This window comes from Paraburkholderia sp. HC6.4b (assembly GCF_014200875.1).
Lineage (GTDB): Bacteria > Pseudomonadota > Gammaproteobacteria > Burkholderiales > Burkholderiaceae > Paraburkholderia > Paraburkholderia tuberum.
The window spans coordinates 204,956-222,171 of the sequence record NZ_JACHDC010000008.1 but is presented as its reverse complement, the minus strand read 5'-3'; the positions used below and the strand labels follow the sequence as shown (position 1 = coordinate 222,171).

The window sequence follows — 17,216 nt, the reverse complement described above, 5'->3', positions numbered from 1 at the left end:
TCGTCAAGTTGGCTAACCGACATAAGACCGTACAAAGCCGGGTAATGGCGTCTGTGTACGGTGCCGGTCAGCTTTCAATTTAATAACAACCCTGCGATCCCTAAGGATTCGCATGAGGACCCTTGTTTTGTTTCAAATCCGACATGAAAAGCTGTTACTGTTCGTTTTTTTCGGACGTCGGGACGCTGGAGCTCGAAGCGAAACTCGCTTTTGGGGCCGGCTCACAGACCGACCGGGCGGTAGTTTGCTGCCAGGTCCGCATCGCATGACCGCCGGTGGCAGAGGCTGCCGGCATCGATATCACATTCCATGAGAAGAAATTGTATGGCTTTGCGTCGCGTGGCAACGGCGCTGCTGGTGGCTGGACTGATCACCGCGCAGACAGCACAGGCAGAGGTGACACTCAACTTCGTCAACGCCGACATCGACCAGGTCGCCAAGGCGATCGGCGCGGCGACCGGCAAGACGATCATCGTCGATCCGCGGGTGAAGGGGCAACTGAACCTCGTGTCCGAAAACGCGGTACCCGAGGATCAGGCGCTCAAAACCCTGCAGTCCGCGCTGCGCATGCAGGGCTTCGCGCTCGTGCAGGATCACGGCGTGCTGAAAGTGGTGCCCGAGGCCGACGCCAAGCTGCAAGGCGTGCCGACCTACGTCGGCAACGCGCCGACGGCGCGCGGCGACCAGGTCGTCACGCAGGTCTTCACGCTGAGGAACGAATCGGCCAACAACCTGCTGCCGGTACTGCGTCCGCTGATTTCGCCGAACAACACCGTCGCGGCCTACCCCGCCAACAATACGATCGTCGTCACCGACTACGCCGACAACGTGCGGCGCATCGCGCAGATCATCGCGGGCATCGATAACGCGGCAGGCCAGTCGGTGGCGGTCGTGCCGCTGAAGAATGCGAATGCGATCGACATCGCGCAGCAGATGAACAAGATGCTCGATCCGGGCGCGATAGGCAGTACGGACGCGACGCTGAAGGTGTCGATCGCGTCGGATCCGCGCACCAACTCGCTACTGATGCGCGCGTCGAACACCGCACGTCTCGCGGCGGCAAAGGAGCTCGCGAAACAGCTCGACGTGCCGACCACGATGCCGGGCAACATTCACGTCGTGCCGCTGCGCAACGCGGATGCGACGAAGCTCGCGCGCACGCTGCGCAGCATGCTCGGCAAGGGCGGCGGCGAAGGCTCGTCGGGCGGCTCGAACGAGGCGAACTCGTTCAACCAGAACAGCAGTGGTGGTGGCGGCGGCGGTCTGTCGAACGCCAGCAATTCGACGGGCACGTCAGGCACGCCACCGTTGCCGTCAGGCGGACTCGGCGGCAGCTCGATGAACTCGCCGATGGGCGGCGGCGCCTCGGGCTCGAATAGTAATAGTGGCGGCTTTCTCGGCGGAGAAAAGGAGAAGAGCGAAGACCAGGGCGGCGGCATGATCACGGCCGATCCCGCAACCAACTCGCTGATCATCACGGCGCCCGAAGCGACGTACCGCAACTTGCGCGCGGTGATCGACCAGCTCGATGCACGTCGCGCGCAGGTGTATATCGAGGCGCTGATCGTCGAGCTGAACTCGAATACGAGCGGCAACCTCGGGATTCAGTGGCAGGTCGCGAACGGTAACCTGTTTGCCGGTACCAACCTGTCGACTGGCTCGGGCAACAGCATCATCAACCTGACGGCAGCCGCGGCCGCTGCCGGCTCGACCGGCGGTCTCGCTACGGCGCTGGGCGCCCAGAACTTGCAACAGGGCCTGAACGTCGGCTGGATCCACAACATTTTCGGCGTGCAGGGTCTCGGCGCGCTGCTGCAGGCGCTGTCGCAAACTGCCGACGCGAACGTGCTGTCCACGCCGAACCTGATCACGCTCGATAACGAAGAAGCGAAGATTATCGTCGGTACCAACGTGCCGATCCAGACCGGTTCGTACTCGAACCTGACGAGCGGCACGACGAGCGCGGCGTTCAACACGTTCGACCGTGTCGACGTCGGTCTGACGCTGCACGTGAAGCCGCAGATTACCGACGGCGGCATCCTGAAGCTGCAGCTCTACACGGAAGATTCGGCGATCGTGAACGGTACGAACAACGCGGCGACGAACCCGGCGGGCCCGGAATTCACGAAGCGTTCGATCCAGTCGACCGTGCTGTGCGACAACGGCGAGATCATCGTGCTCGGCGGCCTGATGCAGGACAACTACCAGGTCAGCAACAGCAAGGTGCCGCTGCTCGGCGACATTCCGTGGCTGGGCCAGCTGTTCCGCTCCGAGCAAAAGACGCGCGACAAGACTAACCTGATGGTATTCCTGCGCCCGGTCATTCTCGCCGATCGCGACACCACCCAGGCCGTCACGGCGAACCGCTACGACTACATCCAGGGCGTGCAGGGTGCGTACCGTTCGGACAACAACATCATGAGGGATCGCGACGATCCGATCGTGCCGCCGATGCCGCTCGGCCCGAGCCAGGGCGGTGTGCCGGCGCTGAACCTGTTCGATCTGAACCAGATGCGCCGCCAGCAGATGATGCCGCAGCAGGCACCGCAACAGGTGCCTCAACAGGTACCGCCGCAGGCCGTGCCGCAAGCCAACGCGCAGCCCACGACGCAACCTGTGCCGCAACCCGTGCCGCAACCCGTGCCGCAACCGGCGGTCGTCGATCCGGCCAGCGGAGTGGTGCCGAGCACGGTATCGCCGGGAGCGCGTCCGTGACGCAGACGCCCGCGCAAACCGCGCCATCGCAAGGTCTGTTGAACGGCGCCGCCGCCGGCGAGCGCGCGGCGCCCTCGCCGCTCGCCGCCCGGCTCGTGCCGTACGGTTTCGCGCGCAGCGGCCAGATCCTGGTCGCGCATCAGTATGCCGATAGCCTCGAAGTCTGGATCAGCGAGCGCACGAGCGAAGCCGCGCTTGCCGAAATCGCGCGCAACTACGGCACGGTATCGGTGGTGCGCGTGCCCGCCGACGATCTCGCGCAGGCGATCAACCAGGCCTATGCGCGCCAGGACGGCAGCGCCGCGCAGGTGGTCGGTGAAGTGGAAGGCGAAGTCGATCTGTCGCGTCTGATGCAGGACATTCCCGAGGTCGAGGATCTGCTCGAATCGGAAGACGACGCGCCGATCATCCGCATGATCAACGCGCTGCTCACGCAAGCGGCGCGCGAACAGGCATCGGATATTCATATCGAGCCGTTCGAGAATGCGTCCGTGGTGCGCTTTCGTGTCGACGGCACGCTGCGCGACGTGGTGCGGCCGAAAAAAGCGCTGCACGGCGCGCTGATCTCGCGGATCAAGATCATGGCGCAGCTCGACATCGCGGAGAAACGTCTGCCGCAGGACGGCCGCATTACGCTGCGCGTCGGCGGTCGTCCGGTCGACGTGCGCGTATCGACGCTGCCCACCGGCCACGGCGAGCGCGCGGTGCTGCGGCTGCTCGAAAAAGACGCGGCGCGACTGAATCTCGAAGCGCTGGGCATGGCATCCGACACGCTCGGCAAGTTCGACAAGCTGATCGGCAAGCCGCACGGCATCGTGCTCGTGACGGGCCCGACCGGCTCCGGCAAGACCACGACGCTGTATGCGTCGATGTCGCGACTGGAGACGGCGACCACCAACATCATGACGGTGGAAGACCCGATCGAATACGACCTGTCAGGCATCGGCCAGACCCAGGTCAACGAGCGGATCGGCATGAGCTTTGCGCGCGCGCTGCGCTCGATTCTGCGTCAGGATCCGGACATCATCATGATCGGTGAAATCCGCGACCTCGAAACCGCGCAGATCGCGGTGCAGGCGTCGCTGACCGGCCACCTGGTGCTCGCGACGCTGCACACGAACGACGCGGCATCCGCGGTCACGCGTCTGACCGACATGGGCGTCGAGCCGTATCTGCTCGCTTCGTCGCTGCTCGGCGTGCTCGCGCAGCGGCTCGTACGGCGGCTGTGCCCGGTGTGCCGCGAAGAGCGCACCGAAGAGGACGGCAGCAAGCGCTGGCATCCGGTCGGCTGCGACCGTTGTGGCCAATCCGGTTACGCGGGACGGCGCGGCGTCTACGAGCTGCTGCTGATCGATGAGACGATCCGTGCGCTGATCCACCGCAACGCGGCGGACGCCGAAATTCTCGAAGCGGGCCGCGCGCACGGCATGCGCACGCTGCGCGAGGATTCGGAGCGCTGGCTCGCATCGGGACTGACGTCGCTCGAAGAAGTGATTCGCGTGACGGGCGGAGCATAAGCGCATGCCGGCATTCCGTTTCGAAGCGATCGACGCGGCGGGCAAGGCACAAAAAGGCGTGCTCGACGCCGACAGTGCACGCGGCGCGCGCACCAACCTGCGCTCGCAGGGACTCACTCCGCTCGTCGTCGAACCGGCGGCGTCGCGCACCCGCGGCGAGCGCAATCAGCGGCTTGCGCTCGGGCGTCGTCTGTCGCAGCGCGAGCAGGCCATTCTGACGCGGCAGCTCGCGAGTCTGCTGATCGCGGGTCTGCCGCTCGACGAAGCGCTCGCGGTGCTCACCGAGCAGTCGGAGCGCGACTACATCCGCGAGCTGATGGCGGCGATTCGCGCCGAAGTGCTCGGCGGTCATTCGCTCGCGAATGCGCTGCAGCAGCATCCGAAGGACTTCCCCGAGATCTACCGGGCGCTCGTCGCGGCGGGCGAACACACAGGCAAGCTCGGCCTGGTGCTGTCGCGGCTCGCCGACTACATCGAGCAGCGCAATGCACTGAAGCAGAAGATCGTGCTGGCGTTCACGTATCCGACGATCGTCACGATCATCGCGTTCGGCATCGTCACGTTCCTGCTCAGCTATGTGGTGCCGCAGGTCGTCAACGTGTTCGCGAGCACCAAGCAGCAACTGCCGTTTCTGACGATCGTGATGATGGCGCTGTCCGGCTTCGTGCGGCACTGGTGGTGGGCGATGCTGATCGGCGCGATCGTGGTCGTCTATCTGGTGCGCGCGACCCTCAGGCAACCGGGCCCACGGCTCGCCTTCGACCGCTGGCTGCTGACCGCGCCGCTGATCGGCAAGCTCGTGCGCGGCTATAACACGGTCCGCTTCGCCAGCACGCTCGGCATTCTGACCGCGGCGGGCGTGCCGATTCTGCGCGCGCTGCAAGCCGCGGCCGAAACGCTCAGCAACAATGCGATGCGCGAGAACATCGACGACGCGATCGTGCGAGTGCGCGAAGGTACGTCGCTGTCGCGCGCGCTCGGCAACACGAAGACGTTTCCGCCGGTGCTCGTGCACCTGATCCGCTCGGGCGAAGCGACCGGCGACGTGACGACGATGCTCGATCGCGCGGCCGATGGCGAAGCGGGCGAGCTGGAGCGTCGCACGATGTTCCTGACGAGCCTGCTGGAGCCGCTGCTGATCCTGGCGATGGGGGGCGTGGTGCTGGTGATCGTGCTCGCGGTGATGCTGCCGATCATCGAACTGAACAACCTCGTGCAGTAGTAGTCGTCGTAGCGCGAGGAAGGAAGAGAAAGGATTTGCGCGGCATGCGGTATCAGCCGCGCAACCGCTTCGGGTTTCAGCGCACGTAAATGGTGGGACCGCTGGAGTAGGCGGGGAGGAAGATTTCCGAGTGGGCGCCATTGCGGTCGATGATGATCGAGCGGGCGCGGACTTCGGAGAGCCTGGTGCCTTGCATCAGCGTGCTGCCGAGCGATACCGCGCGCGGCGGCTCGCCACCGACGCTGACGATCGCCGCGGCGCCTTTGCTCAACGCGAGGATGCCGAAGAGATGGATGTCCTGATTGACGTTGCGCGTGAGCTGTCCGCCGAACAGCGTCGCGGCCTGATCGGTCGAGACCTGCGCATGCGCCGCCGCAGCCGGCAACGGCGCGCCGGACAACGTGATGAGCGTGATGACCCAGTAGGTCAGCGTCGCGCAGAAAGCGGCGAACAGCGCGAGCGACAGGAGGCGAATTTGGATGGCGTTCATGCGCACATTGTACGGACTATTGTGAAAATTGCGGTGGGTTGAAGCCCTTCAACTGCATGACATTAAAATGACGGCCCGGCGTGTTCAATCTGATAGGCCGGGCCAAAAATTTCACCTGAAAAGAGGTAGCAACCTATGCAACTGTCGACCATTCGCCGCGCTGACAACGCGGGTTCGCGCGGCCGTCGTCAACGCGGTTTCACGCTGATCGAAATCATGGTCGTGATCGCCATTCTCGGCATTCTCGCCGCGCTGATCGTGCCGAAGATCATGAGCCGTCCGGACGAAGCGCGGCGCGTTGCCGCGAAGCAGGACATCGGCACCGTGATGCAGGCGTTGAAGCTCTATCGCCTCGACAACGGCCGCTATCCGACCCAGGAGCAAGGCCTGCACGCACTGATCGAAAAGCCGTCCACCGACCCGGTGCCGAACAACTGGAAGGAAGGCGGCTATCTCGAGCGTCTGCCGAACGATCCGTGGGGCAATGCGTACCAGTACCTGAATCCCGGCGTGCACGGCGAGGTCGATGTGTTCAGCTACGGCGCCGATGGCAAGCCGGGCGGCGAGGGCAACGACTCCGACGTCGGGTCCTGGCAATGAACAGGCTGAACCTGGCATCCCGGCAGACTCGATGATGTTCATGCACGCGCCCTCCTTGCCACCGGTTCGGCCGCTTGTTTCGCGAGGCGCCCTGCCCGCCACGCCGTTATGTTCGCGGCGCGTGCAAGCGTGCGTGCTTCACCGATGCATTGCTGTATGAATTTCCGTTGATCGTCGATGCCCGGCACTATGCGCACGTCCGCTTGCAAGTCCCGTGTGGACACTCCGTGTACGGCTTCGCGGCCGCGCTCCCGCCTGCGCCGCCGCCGCGCGGCAGGCTTCACGCTGCTCGAAATGATGGTCGTGCTCGTGATCGCGGGCCTGCTCGTGTCGCTGACCGCGGTCACGATGACCCGCAATCCGCGCACCGATCTGAACGAGGAAGCGCAGCGTCTCGCGCTGCTGTTCGAATCGGCTGGCGATGAAGCGCAGGTGCGCGCGCGGCCGATCGCGTGGCAGCCGTTCGAGGGCGGCTTCCGTTTCGATCAGCGCACCCAGGACGGCTGGCGTCCGCTGCGCGACGATCTGCTCGGACCGCGTCAGTGGGAAGGCGGTGTGACCAGTGTCGCGATCAGTTACCCGGGCTCGGATTCGCACGCCGATCGCATCGTGTTCGGTACCGAGGCGATCGACGTGCCGGTGCAGGTCACGCTGTTTTCGGCGGCCGGCCAGGCGACGATCGTCGGTACCGGCAATGGCCGCTACGAGGTGCGCTGAGATGCGGATGCTTCGCTGTGGCAGGTCGGTCCGTGCCCCTTCCCTCTTCATGATGCGCGATGTCGGGTGCCGCGAGGAGCGTGGCTTCACGATGATCGAGGTGCTGGTCGCGCTCGCCATCATCGCGGTCGCGCTTGCCGCGTCGCTGCGCGCGGTCGGCAGTCTCGCGAGCGGCGAAGCCGAGCTGCACCGGCGTCTGCTCGCCGGCTGGAGCGCGGACAACGCGCTCGCGGACCTTCATCTGAAGCATGCATGGCCCAACATCGGCTCAACGAGCTTCGATTGCTCGCAAGGCAATCTGCAACTGCGCTGTACCGAGCATGTGACGGCGACGCCGAATCCGGTGTTTCGCCGTGTCGAAGTGATGGTGACGATGCCTGGGCAGTCCGGCAATCTCGCGCAGATGGTCACGGTGGTCGCGAATGAAAACAACCGCTCGCTGTGAGCGCCGCCGCCGTTATGGCGCGCACGGCTTCACGCTGATCGAACTGCTGGTCGCGATCGCGATCCTCGCGGTGATCGCCGTGCTGTCATGGCGCGGGCTCGATCAGATCATCCGTGGCCGCACGACGATCACGAACGCGATGGAAGACGAACGCGTGTTCGCGCAGCTGTTCGACCAGATGCGCATCGACGCACGCCAGGCCGCCAGCGACGACGAATCAGGCCAGGCCGCGGTCTCGGTGTCCGGCAACGCGCTGCAGATCGTGCGGCACATGGTGCTGCCGGCCACCGCGCCGCGTCTGCAGGTGGTGCGCTATCAGATCTCGAACGGCCGCGTGGTGCGCTACGCGTCGCCGCCGCTCGGCAACGTCGGCGAATTGCGGCGCGCGTTGCACGGCAGCGACGAAGGCTGGAGCGCGGTGCCGCTGATGGGTGGCGTCGGCTCGATCTCGGCGCGCATGTACGTGCCGAAGCTCGGCTGGACCATACGGATGAACGACGTACAGACCGCGATGACCGAAGCCGTCAACAACCTGAAGGTGCCGCAGCTCGGCAACGCGCCGATGCCGCGCTCGGTGACGGGGCTCGAGGTCAGCATTGGCGCAACATCGCTCGCGCGGCCGGTCACGCGCGTTTTTCTGGTCGGAGAATGACATGACGTTCTCCTCGTCGTCGTCGAAAAAGTCGGCATCCGGTTCGCGCGTGGCCGGCGCGCGCGAGCGCGGTGTGGCCATCATCAGCGCGCTGCTCGTCGTCGCCCTGTCGGCGATCCTCGTGTCCGGCATGTTGTGGCGCCAGCAGGTGCAAATCCGGCGCATCGAGAATCAGCGGCTGTTGTCGCAGGCGCAATGGGTCGCGCGCGGCGCGCTCGACTGGACCCGGCTGATTCTGCGCTCCGAAGGCGATACGTCGGCTGGCATCACGTATCTGGGCGGCTTGTGGGGCGTGCCGATCGCGAAAACCCGGCTGTCGGATTTTCTCGGCCAGATTGGCGAGGTACGCGCTGAGCAAGGCGCGGCCACCTACCTGTCGGGCTCGATCGAGGACGCGCAGTCCCGATTCAATCTGCGCAATCTGGTCGCAAGTCCGGCGCCCGGCGTGACGCAAATCAGCGCCGAGCAGATGGCCGCGTATCAGCGCCTGCTGGTGTCGCTCGGCCTGAGCGGGCAGCTCGCCAAAGTGACCGCGCTGCACGTGCGCGCGGGGCTGTCGCAGTCGGCGACGCGCTTTCAGACCGGCACGTCCATCAGCAGCACGCCGCAGGTGGGCGGCGGCGGTATGACGGGCGGCAACTTCACGAACCAGCCCGGCATCGAGGACGGCGACGACAACGTGGCGGTCGCGCCGCTGCTGATGACGGGCGTCGATTCGCTGCTCGACATTCCGGGCTACACGCCGGAGATCGTCGCGAAGCTGCGGCCGTTCGTCACCGTGCTGCCTACGACCACCGCGATCAACATGAACACCGCGTCGGCCGAAGTGATCGCGGCAGTGGTGCCGGGCATGACCGTGTCGCAAGCGCAAGCACTCGTCGCGCGGCGCCAGACCGTGTTTTTCCGCAACGTCGGCGACGTGCAGCTCGCGCTGACCGCCGCCGGTGTGCAATCGGTGTCGATCGATCCGAATCAGTTCGACGTCAACTCGAGCTACTTTTTAGTCCACGGCAGTGTGCAGCACGAGCGCGCCGAAGTGGATCGCACGACGCTCGTCTATCGCGATCCACTGACTCACACCACGCGTATCGTGCGGGTACAAGACCAACTGTGAACAACGCAATCCATAGAGAGAGTGGCCTTTGAGCACGCTGATCGTCCTATTGCCACCGCGTGATCCGGCGGTGCCCTCGCAGGAATGGCAAGTGCCCGAGCTGCCGTTCGTGCTGCTCGACAAGACGGGGCGCACGCAGCGCGCCGGCCGCTCGGCGCTCGCGCTGCTGCCGCGCGCCGGCACGACGGTGCTGATGCTCGCCGCGCGCGACCTGCTGCTGATGCCCGCGACGCTGCCGCCGCTGCGTGGCCCGAAGCTGCGCCAGGCGCTGCCCAATATCGTCGAGGATCAACTGATCCAGGACCCGCAGACCTGCCATATCGCGGTCGATCCGCAGGGGCTTGGTGAAGGTCGGCACCTGCTCGCGATCATTGATCGCGGCTGGTTCCGTTTCATCTGTGAGGCGTTCACGACGGCCGGTCATCGCAGTCTGCGCGCGGTGCCGGTCACGCGTTGCCTGCCGCTGGCGCCGGTGACCGAAGTTGCCGCGAACGACGATGAAACAGCCGAAGTGCGCGAGCCGGTGATGGCTGGCGCGGCGAGCGTCGCGACGTCGCTACCGGGCATCGCGCCGGTGGTCGCGCCCGAAGCGCCGTCCATCGTGCCGATGGTGGCCGCGGTGCTCGGTGCGGTCGTGCAGACCGCACCCGCGCTGCTCGTCGAAGGCGCGCTCGACAGCGGCGTGCCGCGCGTCGAACTGGCGATTGCACGCGGTGTCCAGGGCGAGGGTTTCGCGGCGCCGGCCGATGCGGTGAACGCGACGCTGTCCGCGCTAGCGGGTGCGGCGCCGGTGTCGCTGTACATGCTGACCGAGGTGCCCGGCAACGAGCCGAACCAATCCACGACGAGTCCCGCGCGGCTCGCCTCGCATATTCACGGCGCGAGTCCGCTGCCGTTCGAGCAGCTCGCGCGACGCGCGCTCGAATGCCGCTTCGACCTGTGCCAGTTCGAATTCGCGTCGCAGCCGTGGCGCCTCGATCGCGCGACGCTGCGGCGTCTGCGTCTGCCGATCGTGCTCGCGCTCGCCGCGCTCGTCGTCGCGATCATCGGCGCGAACGTGCAGTGGCTGATGCTTGCGCGTCAGCGTGACGCGATCAACACGCAGATGACGGAGCTGCTGCTCAATACGTTCCCGAAGACGACTGTCGTACTCGACGCGCCCGATCAGATGGCGCGTCAGGTGCAACAGCTGCGCGTGGCGGCGGGCGAGCTGTCGCCGGAGGATTTCCTGTCGCTCGCCGACGGCCTCGCGCGCTCGCTGTCGCCGCTGCCGGTCAACGGCATTGCCGCGCTCGACTATCACGAGCACCGCCTCGACGTGACCTTCAAACCCGCGATCAAGGTCGACCCCGACTTCGCCAAGCGCCTCGCGCGCAACGGCCTTACCGGCGCGATCGACAGCAGTACCGGCAAGTGGACCATCAGGAACGGACAATGAAAGCTGAACTCGCTCAAACATGGGCTGGCTTCTGGGACCAGCGCACCGATCGCGAAAAGGCGCTGCTGACGTGGGGCGGCGCCGCGCTCGCCGTGGCGATTGCGTGGTCGGTGCTGTGGGCGCCCGCGCAGGAAGGCCGCGCGCACCTGCGTGAATCGCTGCCCAGCCTGCAGCGGCAGCTTGCGCAGATGACCGCGCAGTCGAACGAGGCGCGCTCGCTGTCGGCGGCCGCGCAAGGTGTCGCGCCGACCGGCGCGGCGCTGAAGGACGCGCTTTCCGCATCGCTCGGCGAACATGGCCTCGCCGCGACGCAGGTGCAGTTCGTCGGCAACGCGGTGCAGGTGCAAATGAAAAACGTGGCGTTTCCGGCCTGGACCGCGTGGGTCGATGACGTGCGCAAGCAGTTCAAGGTGCAGGTTTCCGAGGCGCACATCACCGCGTTGAAAGACGACGGCCAGGTCGATCTGACGGTCGCGCTGCAACCGTCGACCGCGAAATAACAACGCGCCGCTCGCTACAGGATCTCGCATGAATTACTGGATGTGGCGCCTGCGTGCGGCGCTGCCGTGGCTGGTGGTCGCCGTTTTGTCGGTGGCGGCGGTGACGCTCGCGTTACTGCCGGCCGCCTGGATTACGCCGCAGTTCGCGCGGCAAACGCACGGGCACGTCAATCTCGTCGACGCCGAGGGCTCGTTGTGGCACGGCTCGGCGACCCTGATGCTGGCCGCCGGCGCCGATATGAGCGCGGCGACGCTGCTGCCTGGTCGGATCGAATGGCGCACGGCGTTCTGGCCGCTTTTCACCGGACGCGTGCGCATGGTCATGCGCCATAGCGAGGCGATGCCCGACCCGGTCACGGTCGAAGCGACGCCGCGCGGCGCAACCGTCACGCCGGGCGTGCTCGCGGTGCCGGCGTCGCTGCTCGCGGGGCTTGGCGCGCCATTCAACACGCTCGATCTGCAGGGCAACGTGCAGCTGTCGTGGTCCGAGTGGCGCAGTTTCAACGGCGAAGCGTTCGGCCAGCTGACGATGATGCTCGACGACGTCAGCTCCCGGGTGTCGCTCGTGAAGCCGCTCGGGTCGTACCGGGTCAGGTTTCAGGCGCAGGGCACGTCGTCGGCGCTCGATCTGAGCACGATCAAGGGTCCGTTGACGCTGACCGGCAGCGGCACGGTGTCGGCCGCATCGACGTCGTTTCATGGCACGGCGAGCGCCGCGCCGGAACAGCACGATAACCTCGCCGGCCTGCTGAATCTGCTTGGCCGGCCTAGCGGGCCGGATACGGTGGCGCTGACGTTCGTGCACTGAGTTGGGGCTGACGTGCGCTGATGTGTGCCGAGGCGCATGTTTCGCGCGCGTGGCGCGATGAAAAAAGAGGCATGGCCGCGAGTTGCGACCATGCCTCTTCTGTTTTGTGGCGTTGCTGCGCGGCGAGCGCAGCGGACATTATTTGCTCTGCACCCGCGCTTGCGGCGCGTCTGTGCCCGACGCGGTGCTCTGTGCGATGGACGGCGCGCCGACTGACGTGGCCGCAGCCCTCGGCGCCGATGCCGGCAGCGGCGCGGGCGCCGTGACATCGCCGGTCTCGCGATTCATCTGCGACGCGTCCCAGCCGCCGCCGAGCGCCTTCACGAGCCCCACCGACGACACCATCCGCTGCCCGGCGATATTCTCGAGTTTCTGTTCGGCCGTGAAAGCCGTGGTCTGCGCGGTCAGCACATTGACGAAGCCGACCGTGCCCGCCTTGTACTCGTTCGTCACGATGGCGAGCGCCTGGCGCGCCGAGTCGACCGCCTGCCGCTGCACGACGATTTCCTGTTCGAGGATGCGCAGCGACGCGAGGTTGTCCTCGACGTCCTGGAACGCGGCGAGCACCGTCTGCCGATAGGTCGCGACATCCGCGTCATAGGTGGCACGCGCGGCCTCGGTTTGCGCTTTGCGCAGGCCAGCGTCGAAGATCGTCCCGGCCAGTTGCGGGCCGAGCGTCCAGAAGCGCGACGGCAACGTCAACAATTGCGAGAACACCGAGTTCTCGAAGCCGCCGGTCGCCGACAGCGTCAGCGACGGGAAGAAGGCGGCGATCGCCACGCCGATCTGCTCGTTCGCCGCCGCGGCCTTGCGTTCCGCCGATGCGATATCCGGCCTGCGTTCGAGCAGCGCGGAGGGCATCTGCGCAGGCACGGCGGGCGGCGTCGCGGTGAGCGGCATCGGCGGCAGGGAGAACATCGACGCGGGCACGCCGACCAGCACCGCGATCGCGTGCTCGTCCTGCGCGCGCTGGATGCCGTTGTCGATCGCGGCGGCCTGCGCCGATTGCAGCTGCGTTTGCGCCTGGATCACGTCCGAGCGCGCGGCGACGCCGGCCGCGTACTGATTCTGCGTGAGTTGCAGCGAGCGCTGATAGGCGATCACGGTGTCGTCGAGCAGCTTCTGCGTGGAGTCGAGCGCGCGCAGCAGGAAGTAGGTCTGCGCGAGCGTGGCCTGGGCGGACAGGCGCGCGTTCGCGAGGTCGGCGGCCGCGCCCTGCTGGCCGGCTTTCTGCGCGTTGACCGAGCGCGTGACCGAGCCCCACAGGTCGGGCTCCCAGCTCGCCGTCATCTGCACGTTGAAGCTGTTGGTGATGCCCTCGCGACTGGTCGCCGTAGTCGCATTGCCACTGGTTTGCGTGCCGTTGCCCGAGCGCGTCGCGCCCGCCGACGCACCGATCGTCGGGAAGTACGCTGCCCGCGCTTCGCCGACGAGCGCGCGCGCCTGCCGGTAGCTCGCGGCGAATTGCGCGATGGTCTGGTTCGCGGTGTTGAGCTTGGCTTCGAGTTCGTTGAGCTTCGGGTCTTCGTAGATCGCCCACCAGTCGCCGCGGTCGTGTTGATCGGCGGGTTCGGCGACTTTCCAGCCGGGCGCGGCTTCCTTGAACGACGCGGGGATCTCGGTGGCCGGCCGCTGATAGTTCGGACCGACCGCGCAGGCGGCCAGGAGCGTCGCGCAGGCCGCGCTCACGGCAAGGGACAGGACGCGCGGCGCAAGCGCCCGCGACATTCGATCAGACTGCATGCAATGAATTCCTTCTGGACGCCGCAATGCGGCCGGGAATGGCGCCACCGGCCGGGCGAGATCGTGGTCTGCCGGAATGTTAGCGTATGAGCCCGCGCGAGCGCGGGAAACTGAAAGCCGAAAGGTTAATGCGAGGCGGTGCGCAGGTGTGTTACTTGCGGTGACGCGCTGGTTACGCGTTGTTACCGGCGGCGCGAGGGGCTGCGGGTTCGCGGTGGTTCAGACGGCGAGACGAAGCGAAACTGTGTGCCGAAAAGCGCGCTGCGAATCGGTGCACCTTCAGAGCCGCGATTCCGTGGATTGGGTCTGCTGGCGTTGACGCTGACACGCGAGCTTGCCAGCGGAGGCCCGGCACGACGCACCGCCAGGCGCGAGGCAAGCGTTACCGCTGTTGGCCGTCGCGGGGACGACGTTTCCCGCCTTTATCACGAAGCTTTCCTTCGGCAGCACGATCTCGCTGGATTCCGCGCCCACAACGCTGCCTTTCCTCGCCCGCTTCGTGCCCCTTCGATGCTCGGCCCACGCGAGCAACGCGACACCCACCGACCCACCTGGCAGCACGAACAGTCCCGCAAACAGCGCGAGCTTCCACCAGCGGTGTCGGCCCTGGAAGGTATGGAGTGCGGAATCGGTCAGTGAGCGGCTGAGGCCGCCAAGCGTGTTTTTGAGGTACAGCATCGGGGAAATCCTTTGGCGCGCGTCGCGAGGCGGGCGGCGTGCGGTCGATCGGTCAGAACATGGTCGCGAATGGCGCAGGACGCGCGAAACTCATTGCTTGTCATAATATTGACTATGCAATCAAATTTCAAGATACTGTGCGGCGCAATTGATTCGACTGTTGTATTTCGGTTGGCCTCGTTGCGCACCGCAAAATGCGATTTGACTTGTCTGCTTAGGCAGCTAAACTTCGTCTTGCCTGGATGTTGCGGATACCCCATGACTGATGGCCCCTACAAAGCGGACGAGGTCGAGCTCACGAGCAGTCTCGGCTACTACCTGACGAAAGCGCGCAACGTGCTGGTCGAGCGCACGGACCGTGCGGTCAAGCCGCTCGGGCTCACCGCGCAGCAGATCGGCGTGATTCTGATGCTGTCGTCGCGGCGCGCGAGCACGCCATTCGAGCTGTCGCGCGCGATGTCGTACGACAGCGGCTCGATGACGCGTCTGCTCGACCGGCTGGAAAAGAAGGGCTTCGTCGTGCGCACCCGCAGCAGCGACGACCGACGCATGGTGAAACTTGAGCTGACGCAGCAGGGCCACGAGGCCGCGCGCCAGTTGCCGAACCTCGGCGCAACTGTGCTGAACGACCAGTTGCGCGGCTTTACCGCCGAGGAGCACGCGACGCTGATTCACCTGCTCGCCCGTTTCATCGCAAACGGTCCCGAGGCAGACGCCGACGTGGGTTGCGGACCGGCGCCACCGCCGGACGAGCCGCCGGGATGAGCCGAGGCATGCGTCAAACAACGGTCGTCGTCGGATGGCGGCGGCGCGTCATCACGAAGTACTAGCGGGACAATCACGAGGCGCTTTTCAAAGGCGTCATTGTCATCAGATATCTGTCTGGGCAGAGGGTGATGCGGCATGCAAGCATGGTATCTGAAACACCCGATAAGGCTGCCGCGACAAGCTTTCGCCGCCTGAGGAGAACAAACCTATGGATGCCACGGCTTCCAACGCCACGCTGCCCGCAGCAGAACTCGCCCCGCTCCAGGGCGGCACGCTCGCGCTGCTGACCGTCGGCCTTGCGCTCGGCACCTTCATGGAGGTGCTCGACACCTCGATCGCGAACGTCGCGGTGCCGACCATTTCCGGCAGCCTCGGCGTCGCCGCAAGCCAGGGCACCTGGGTGATCTCGTCGTACTCGGTCGCCTCGGCGATCGCTGTGCCGCTGACCGGCTGGCTCGCGCGACGCGTCGGCGAGGTACGACTCTTCACGCTGTCCGTGCTGCTGTTCACGATCGCGTCGGCGGCCTGCGGTTTCGCGCACAACTTCGAATCGCTGATCGCATTCCGGCTCGTGCAAGGGCTCGTGTCCGGGCCGATGGTGCCGCTGTCGCAGACGATCCTGATGCGCTCCTACCCGCCCGCCAAACGTGGACTCGCGCTCGGCTTATGGGCGATGACCGTGATCTGCGCGCCGATCTTCGGCCCGGTGATGGGCGGCTACATCACCGATAACTTCACGTGGCCGTGGATCTTCTACATCAACGTGCCGATCGGCCTGTTCTCGGCGTTCTGCGCGTATCTGCTGCTGCGTGGCCGCGAGACGCAGACGACGCGCCAGCGCATCGACGCGGTGGGCCTCGTGCTGCTCGTGACCGGCGTGTCGTGTCTGCAGATGATGCTCGACCTCGGCAAGGACCGCGACTGGTTCAACTCGACGTTCATCGTGGCGCTCGCCGTGATCGCGCTCGTGTCGATCGCGTTCCTGCTCGTGTGGGAGTTGACCGAGAAGGAGCCGATCGTCGACCTGTCGCTGTTCAAGGATCGCAACTTCGCGCTCGGCGTCGTGATCGTCTCGTTCGGCTTCATGGCGTTCTTCGGCTCGGTGGTGATCTTCCCGCTATGGCTGCAAACGGTGATGGGCTATACGGCCGGCCTCGCGGGTCTCGCCACGGCACCGGTCGGATTGCTCGCGCTGTTTCTGTCGCCGATGATCGGCAAGAACATGCATCGGCTGAATCTGCGCATGGTCGCGAGCTTCGCGTTCATCGTGTTCGCGATCGTATCGATCTGGAACTCGACGTTCACGCTCGACGTACCGTTCGGCCACGTGATCCTGCCGCGGCTCGTGCAGGGGATCGGCGTCGCCTGCTTCTTCGTGCCGATGACGACGATCACGCTGTCGAGCGTGTCCGACGAGCGTCTTGCAAGCGCGTCGGGTTTGTCGAACTTTTTCCGCACGTTGTCGGGCGCGATCGGCACCGCGATCAGCACGACGTTCTGGGAAAACGACACGATCTATCACCACGCGATGCTTGCCGATACGGTCAGCACGTATTCGGCGAACACCAACGCCTATACGAATGCGCTGGCGGGCGTCGGGCTCTCCGGCGACAGCCTGACCGCGCAGCTGAACCAGGTGGTGACGAGTCAGGCGTACATGATGGCCACCAACGACTTCTTCCGCATCTCGGGCGCGGCGTTTATCGTGCTGGCGGTGCTCGTGTGGATCACGAAGCCGCGCAAAGGCGCCGGGCCTTCATTAGGACACTGAAGCAAACGCGCGGCAGCGGCGAACGCATCGCCGCTGCG

At 65.8% G+C, this 17,216-nt stretch carries 16 protein-coding genes; 13 read left to right on the top strand and 3 right to left on the bottom strand.

Going from position 1 to position 17,216, the window contains the following annotated elements:
• Window positions 1-324: 324 nt before the first annotated feature.
• Genes gspD through gspF form a run of 3 tightly spaced genes read left to right on the top strand, consistent with a single transcriptional unit; the run spans window position 325 to window position 5,454 of the window.
• A complete protein-coding gene (gene gspD, locus HDG34_RS14690; RefSeq protein ID WP_184060984.1) occupies window positions 325-2,715 on the top strand; it encodes a type II secretion system secretin GspD in 2,391 nt (796 codons plus the stop codon).
• Window positions 2,712-4,232: a type II secretion system ATPase GspE gene (gene gspE, locus HDG34_RS14685; protein WP_409259361.1), complete on the top strand. Its 1,521-nt coding sequence runs from the start codon at window positions 2,712-2,714 to the stop codon at window positions 4,230-4,232. The genes gspD and gspE overlap by 4 nt, the downstream gene beginning before the upstream one ends.
• 4 nt (window positions 4,233-4,236) lie before the next feature.
• On the top strand, window positions 4,237-5,454 hold the full coding sequence (gene gspF, locus HDG34_RS14680; RefSeq protein ID WP_090802334.1) for a type II secretion system inner membrane protein GspF: 1,218 nt from the start codon (window positions 4,237-4,239) through the stop codon (window positions 5,452-5,454).
• A gap of 76 nt (window positions 5,455-5,530) precedes the next feature.
• Here the strand turns inward: gspF and HDG34_RS14675 are convergent, their stop codons facing one another.
• Window positions 5,531-5,944, bottom strand: coding sequence for a type II secretion system protein N (locus HDG34_RS14675; RefSeq protein WP_184060983.1), 414 nt, complete (start codon window positions 5,942-5,944; stop codon window positions 5,531-5,533).
• Window positions 5,945-6,079: 135 nt separating this feature from the next.
• On the opposite strand from HDG34_RS14675, the gene gspG reads away from it, so the two are divergent.
• The 8 genes from gspG (at window position 6,080) to HDG34_RS14635 (ending at window position 12,218) form a co-directional block, all read left to right on the top strand.
• On the top strand, window positions 6,080-6,544 hold the full coding sequence (gene gspG / locus HDG34_RS14670; protein ID WP_184060982.1) for a type II secretion system major pseudopilin GspG: 465 nt from the start codon (window positions 6,080-6,082) through the stop codon (window positions 6,542-6,544).
• A gap of 189 nt (window positions 6,545-6,733) precedes the next feature.
• On the top strand, window positions 6,734-7,261 hold the full coding sequence (locus tag HDG34_RS14665; protein ID WP_409259081.1) for a GspH/FimT family pseudopilin: 528 nt from the start codon (window positions 6,734-6,736) through the stop codon (window positions 7,259-7,261).
• Window positions 7,262-7,313: 52 nt separating this feature from the next.
• Window positions 7,314-7,706: a type II secretion system minor pseudopilin GspI gene (gspI, locus tag HDG34_RS14660; RefSeq protein WP_090805517.1), complete on the top strand. Its 393-nt coding sequence runs from the start codon at window positions 7,314-7,316 to the stop codon at window positions 7,704-7,706.
• Entirely contained in the window at window positions 7,684-8,358 is a 675-nt protein-coding gene (locus HDG34_RS14655; RefSeq protein WP_184060980.1) for a type II secretion system protein J, read from the top strand. Before gspI ends, HDG34_RS14655 begins: the two co-directional genes overlap by 23 nt.
• A gap of 1 nt (window position 8,359) precedes the next feature.
• Window positions 8,360-9,472: a type II secretion system minor pseudopilin GspK gene (gene gspK / locus HDG34_RS14650; protein WP_184060979.1), complete on the top strand. Its 1,113-nt coding sequence runs from the start codon at window positions 8,360-8,362 to the stop codon at window positions 9,470-9,472.
• A gap of 28 nt (window positions 9,473-9,500) precedes the next feature.
• The gene (gspL, locus tag HDG34_RS14645) at window positions 9,501-10,910 is read left to right on the top strand and encodes a type II secretion system protein GspL (RefSeq protein ID WP_184060978.1); all 1,410 of its coding nucleotides are present in this window, start codon (window positions 9,501-9,503) and stop codon (window positions 10,908-10,910) included.
• Window positions 10,907-11,410 (top strand): type II secretion system protein M, encoded by a 504-nt coding sequence (locus HDG34_RS14640; protein WP_090802323.1) that lies wholly within the window; start codon window positions 10,907-10,909, stop codon window positions 11,408-11,410. Before gspL ends, HDG34_RS14640 begins: the two co-directional genes overlap by 4 nt.
• A 28-nt stretch (window positions 11,411-11,438) precedes the next feature.
• The gene (locus HDG34_RS14635; protein ID WP_184060977.1) at window positions 11,439-12,218 is read left to right on the top strand and encodes a type II secretion system protein N; all 780 of its coding nucleotides are present in this window, start codon (window positions 11,439-11,441) and stop codon (window positions 12,216-12,218) included.
• A gap of 138 nt (window positions 12,219-12,356) precedes the next feature.
• Here the strand turns inward: HDG34_RS14635 and HDG34_RS14630 are convergent, their stop codons facing one another.
• A complete protein-coding gene (locus HDG34_RS14630) occupies window positions 12,357-13,961 on the bottom strand; it encodes an efflux transporter outer membrane subunit (RefSeq protein ID WP_184060976.1) in 1,605 nt (534 codons plus the stop codon).
• Window positions 13,962-14,240: 279 nt separating this feature from the next.
• A complete protein-coding gene (locus HDG34_RS14625; RefSeq protein ID WP_184060975.1) occupies window positions 14,241-14,639 on the bottom strand; it encodes a hypothetical protein in 399 nt (132 codons plus the stop codon).
• Window positions 14,640-14,897: 258 nt separating this feature from the next.
• Here HDG34_RS14625 and HDG34_RS14620 point away from each other — a divergent pair, with 258 nt between their 5' ends.
• Together HDG34_RS14620 and HDG34_RS14615 are read left to right on the top strand one after the other, a co-directional pair.
• Window positions 14,898-15,404, top strand: a complete 507-nt coding sequence (locus HDG34_RS14620; protein WP_090802317.1) for a MarR family winged helix-turn-helix transcriptional regulator — start codon at window positions 14,898-14,900, stop codon at window positions 15,402-15,404.
• A gap of 211 nt (window positions 15,405-15,615) precedes the next feature.
• Window positions 15,616-17,178, top strand: a complete 1,563-nt coding sequence (locus tag HDG34_RS14615) for a DHA2 family efflux MFS transporter permease subunit (protein WP_184060974.1) — start codon at window positions 15,616-15,618, stop codon at window positions 17,176-17,178.
• Window positions 17,179-17,216: the final 38 nt, after the last annotated feature.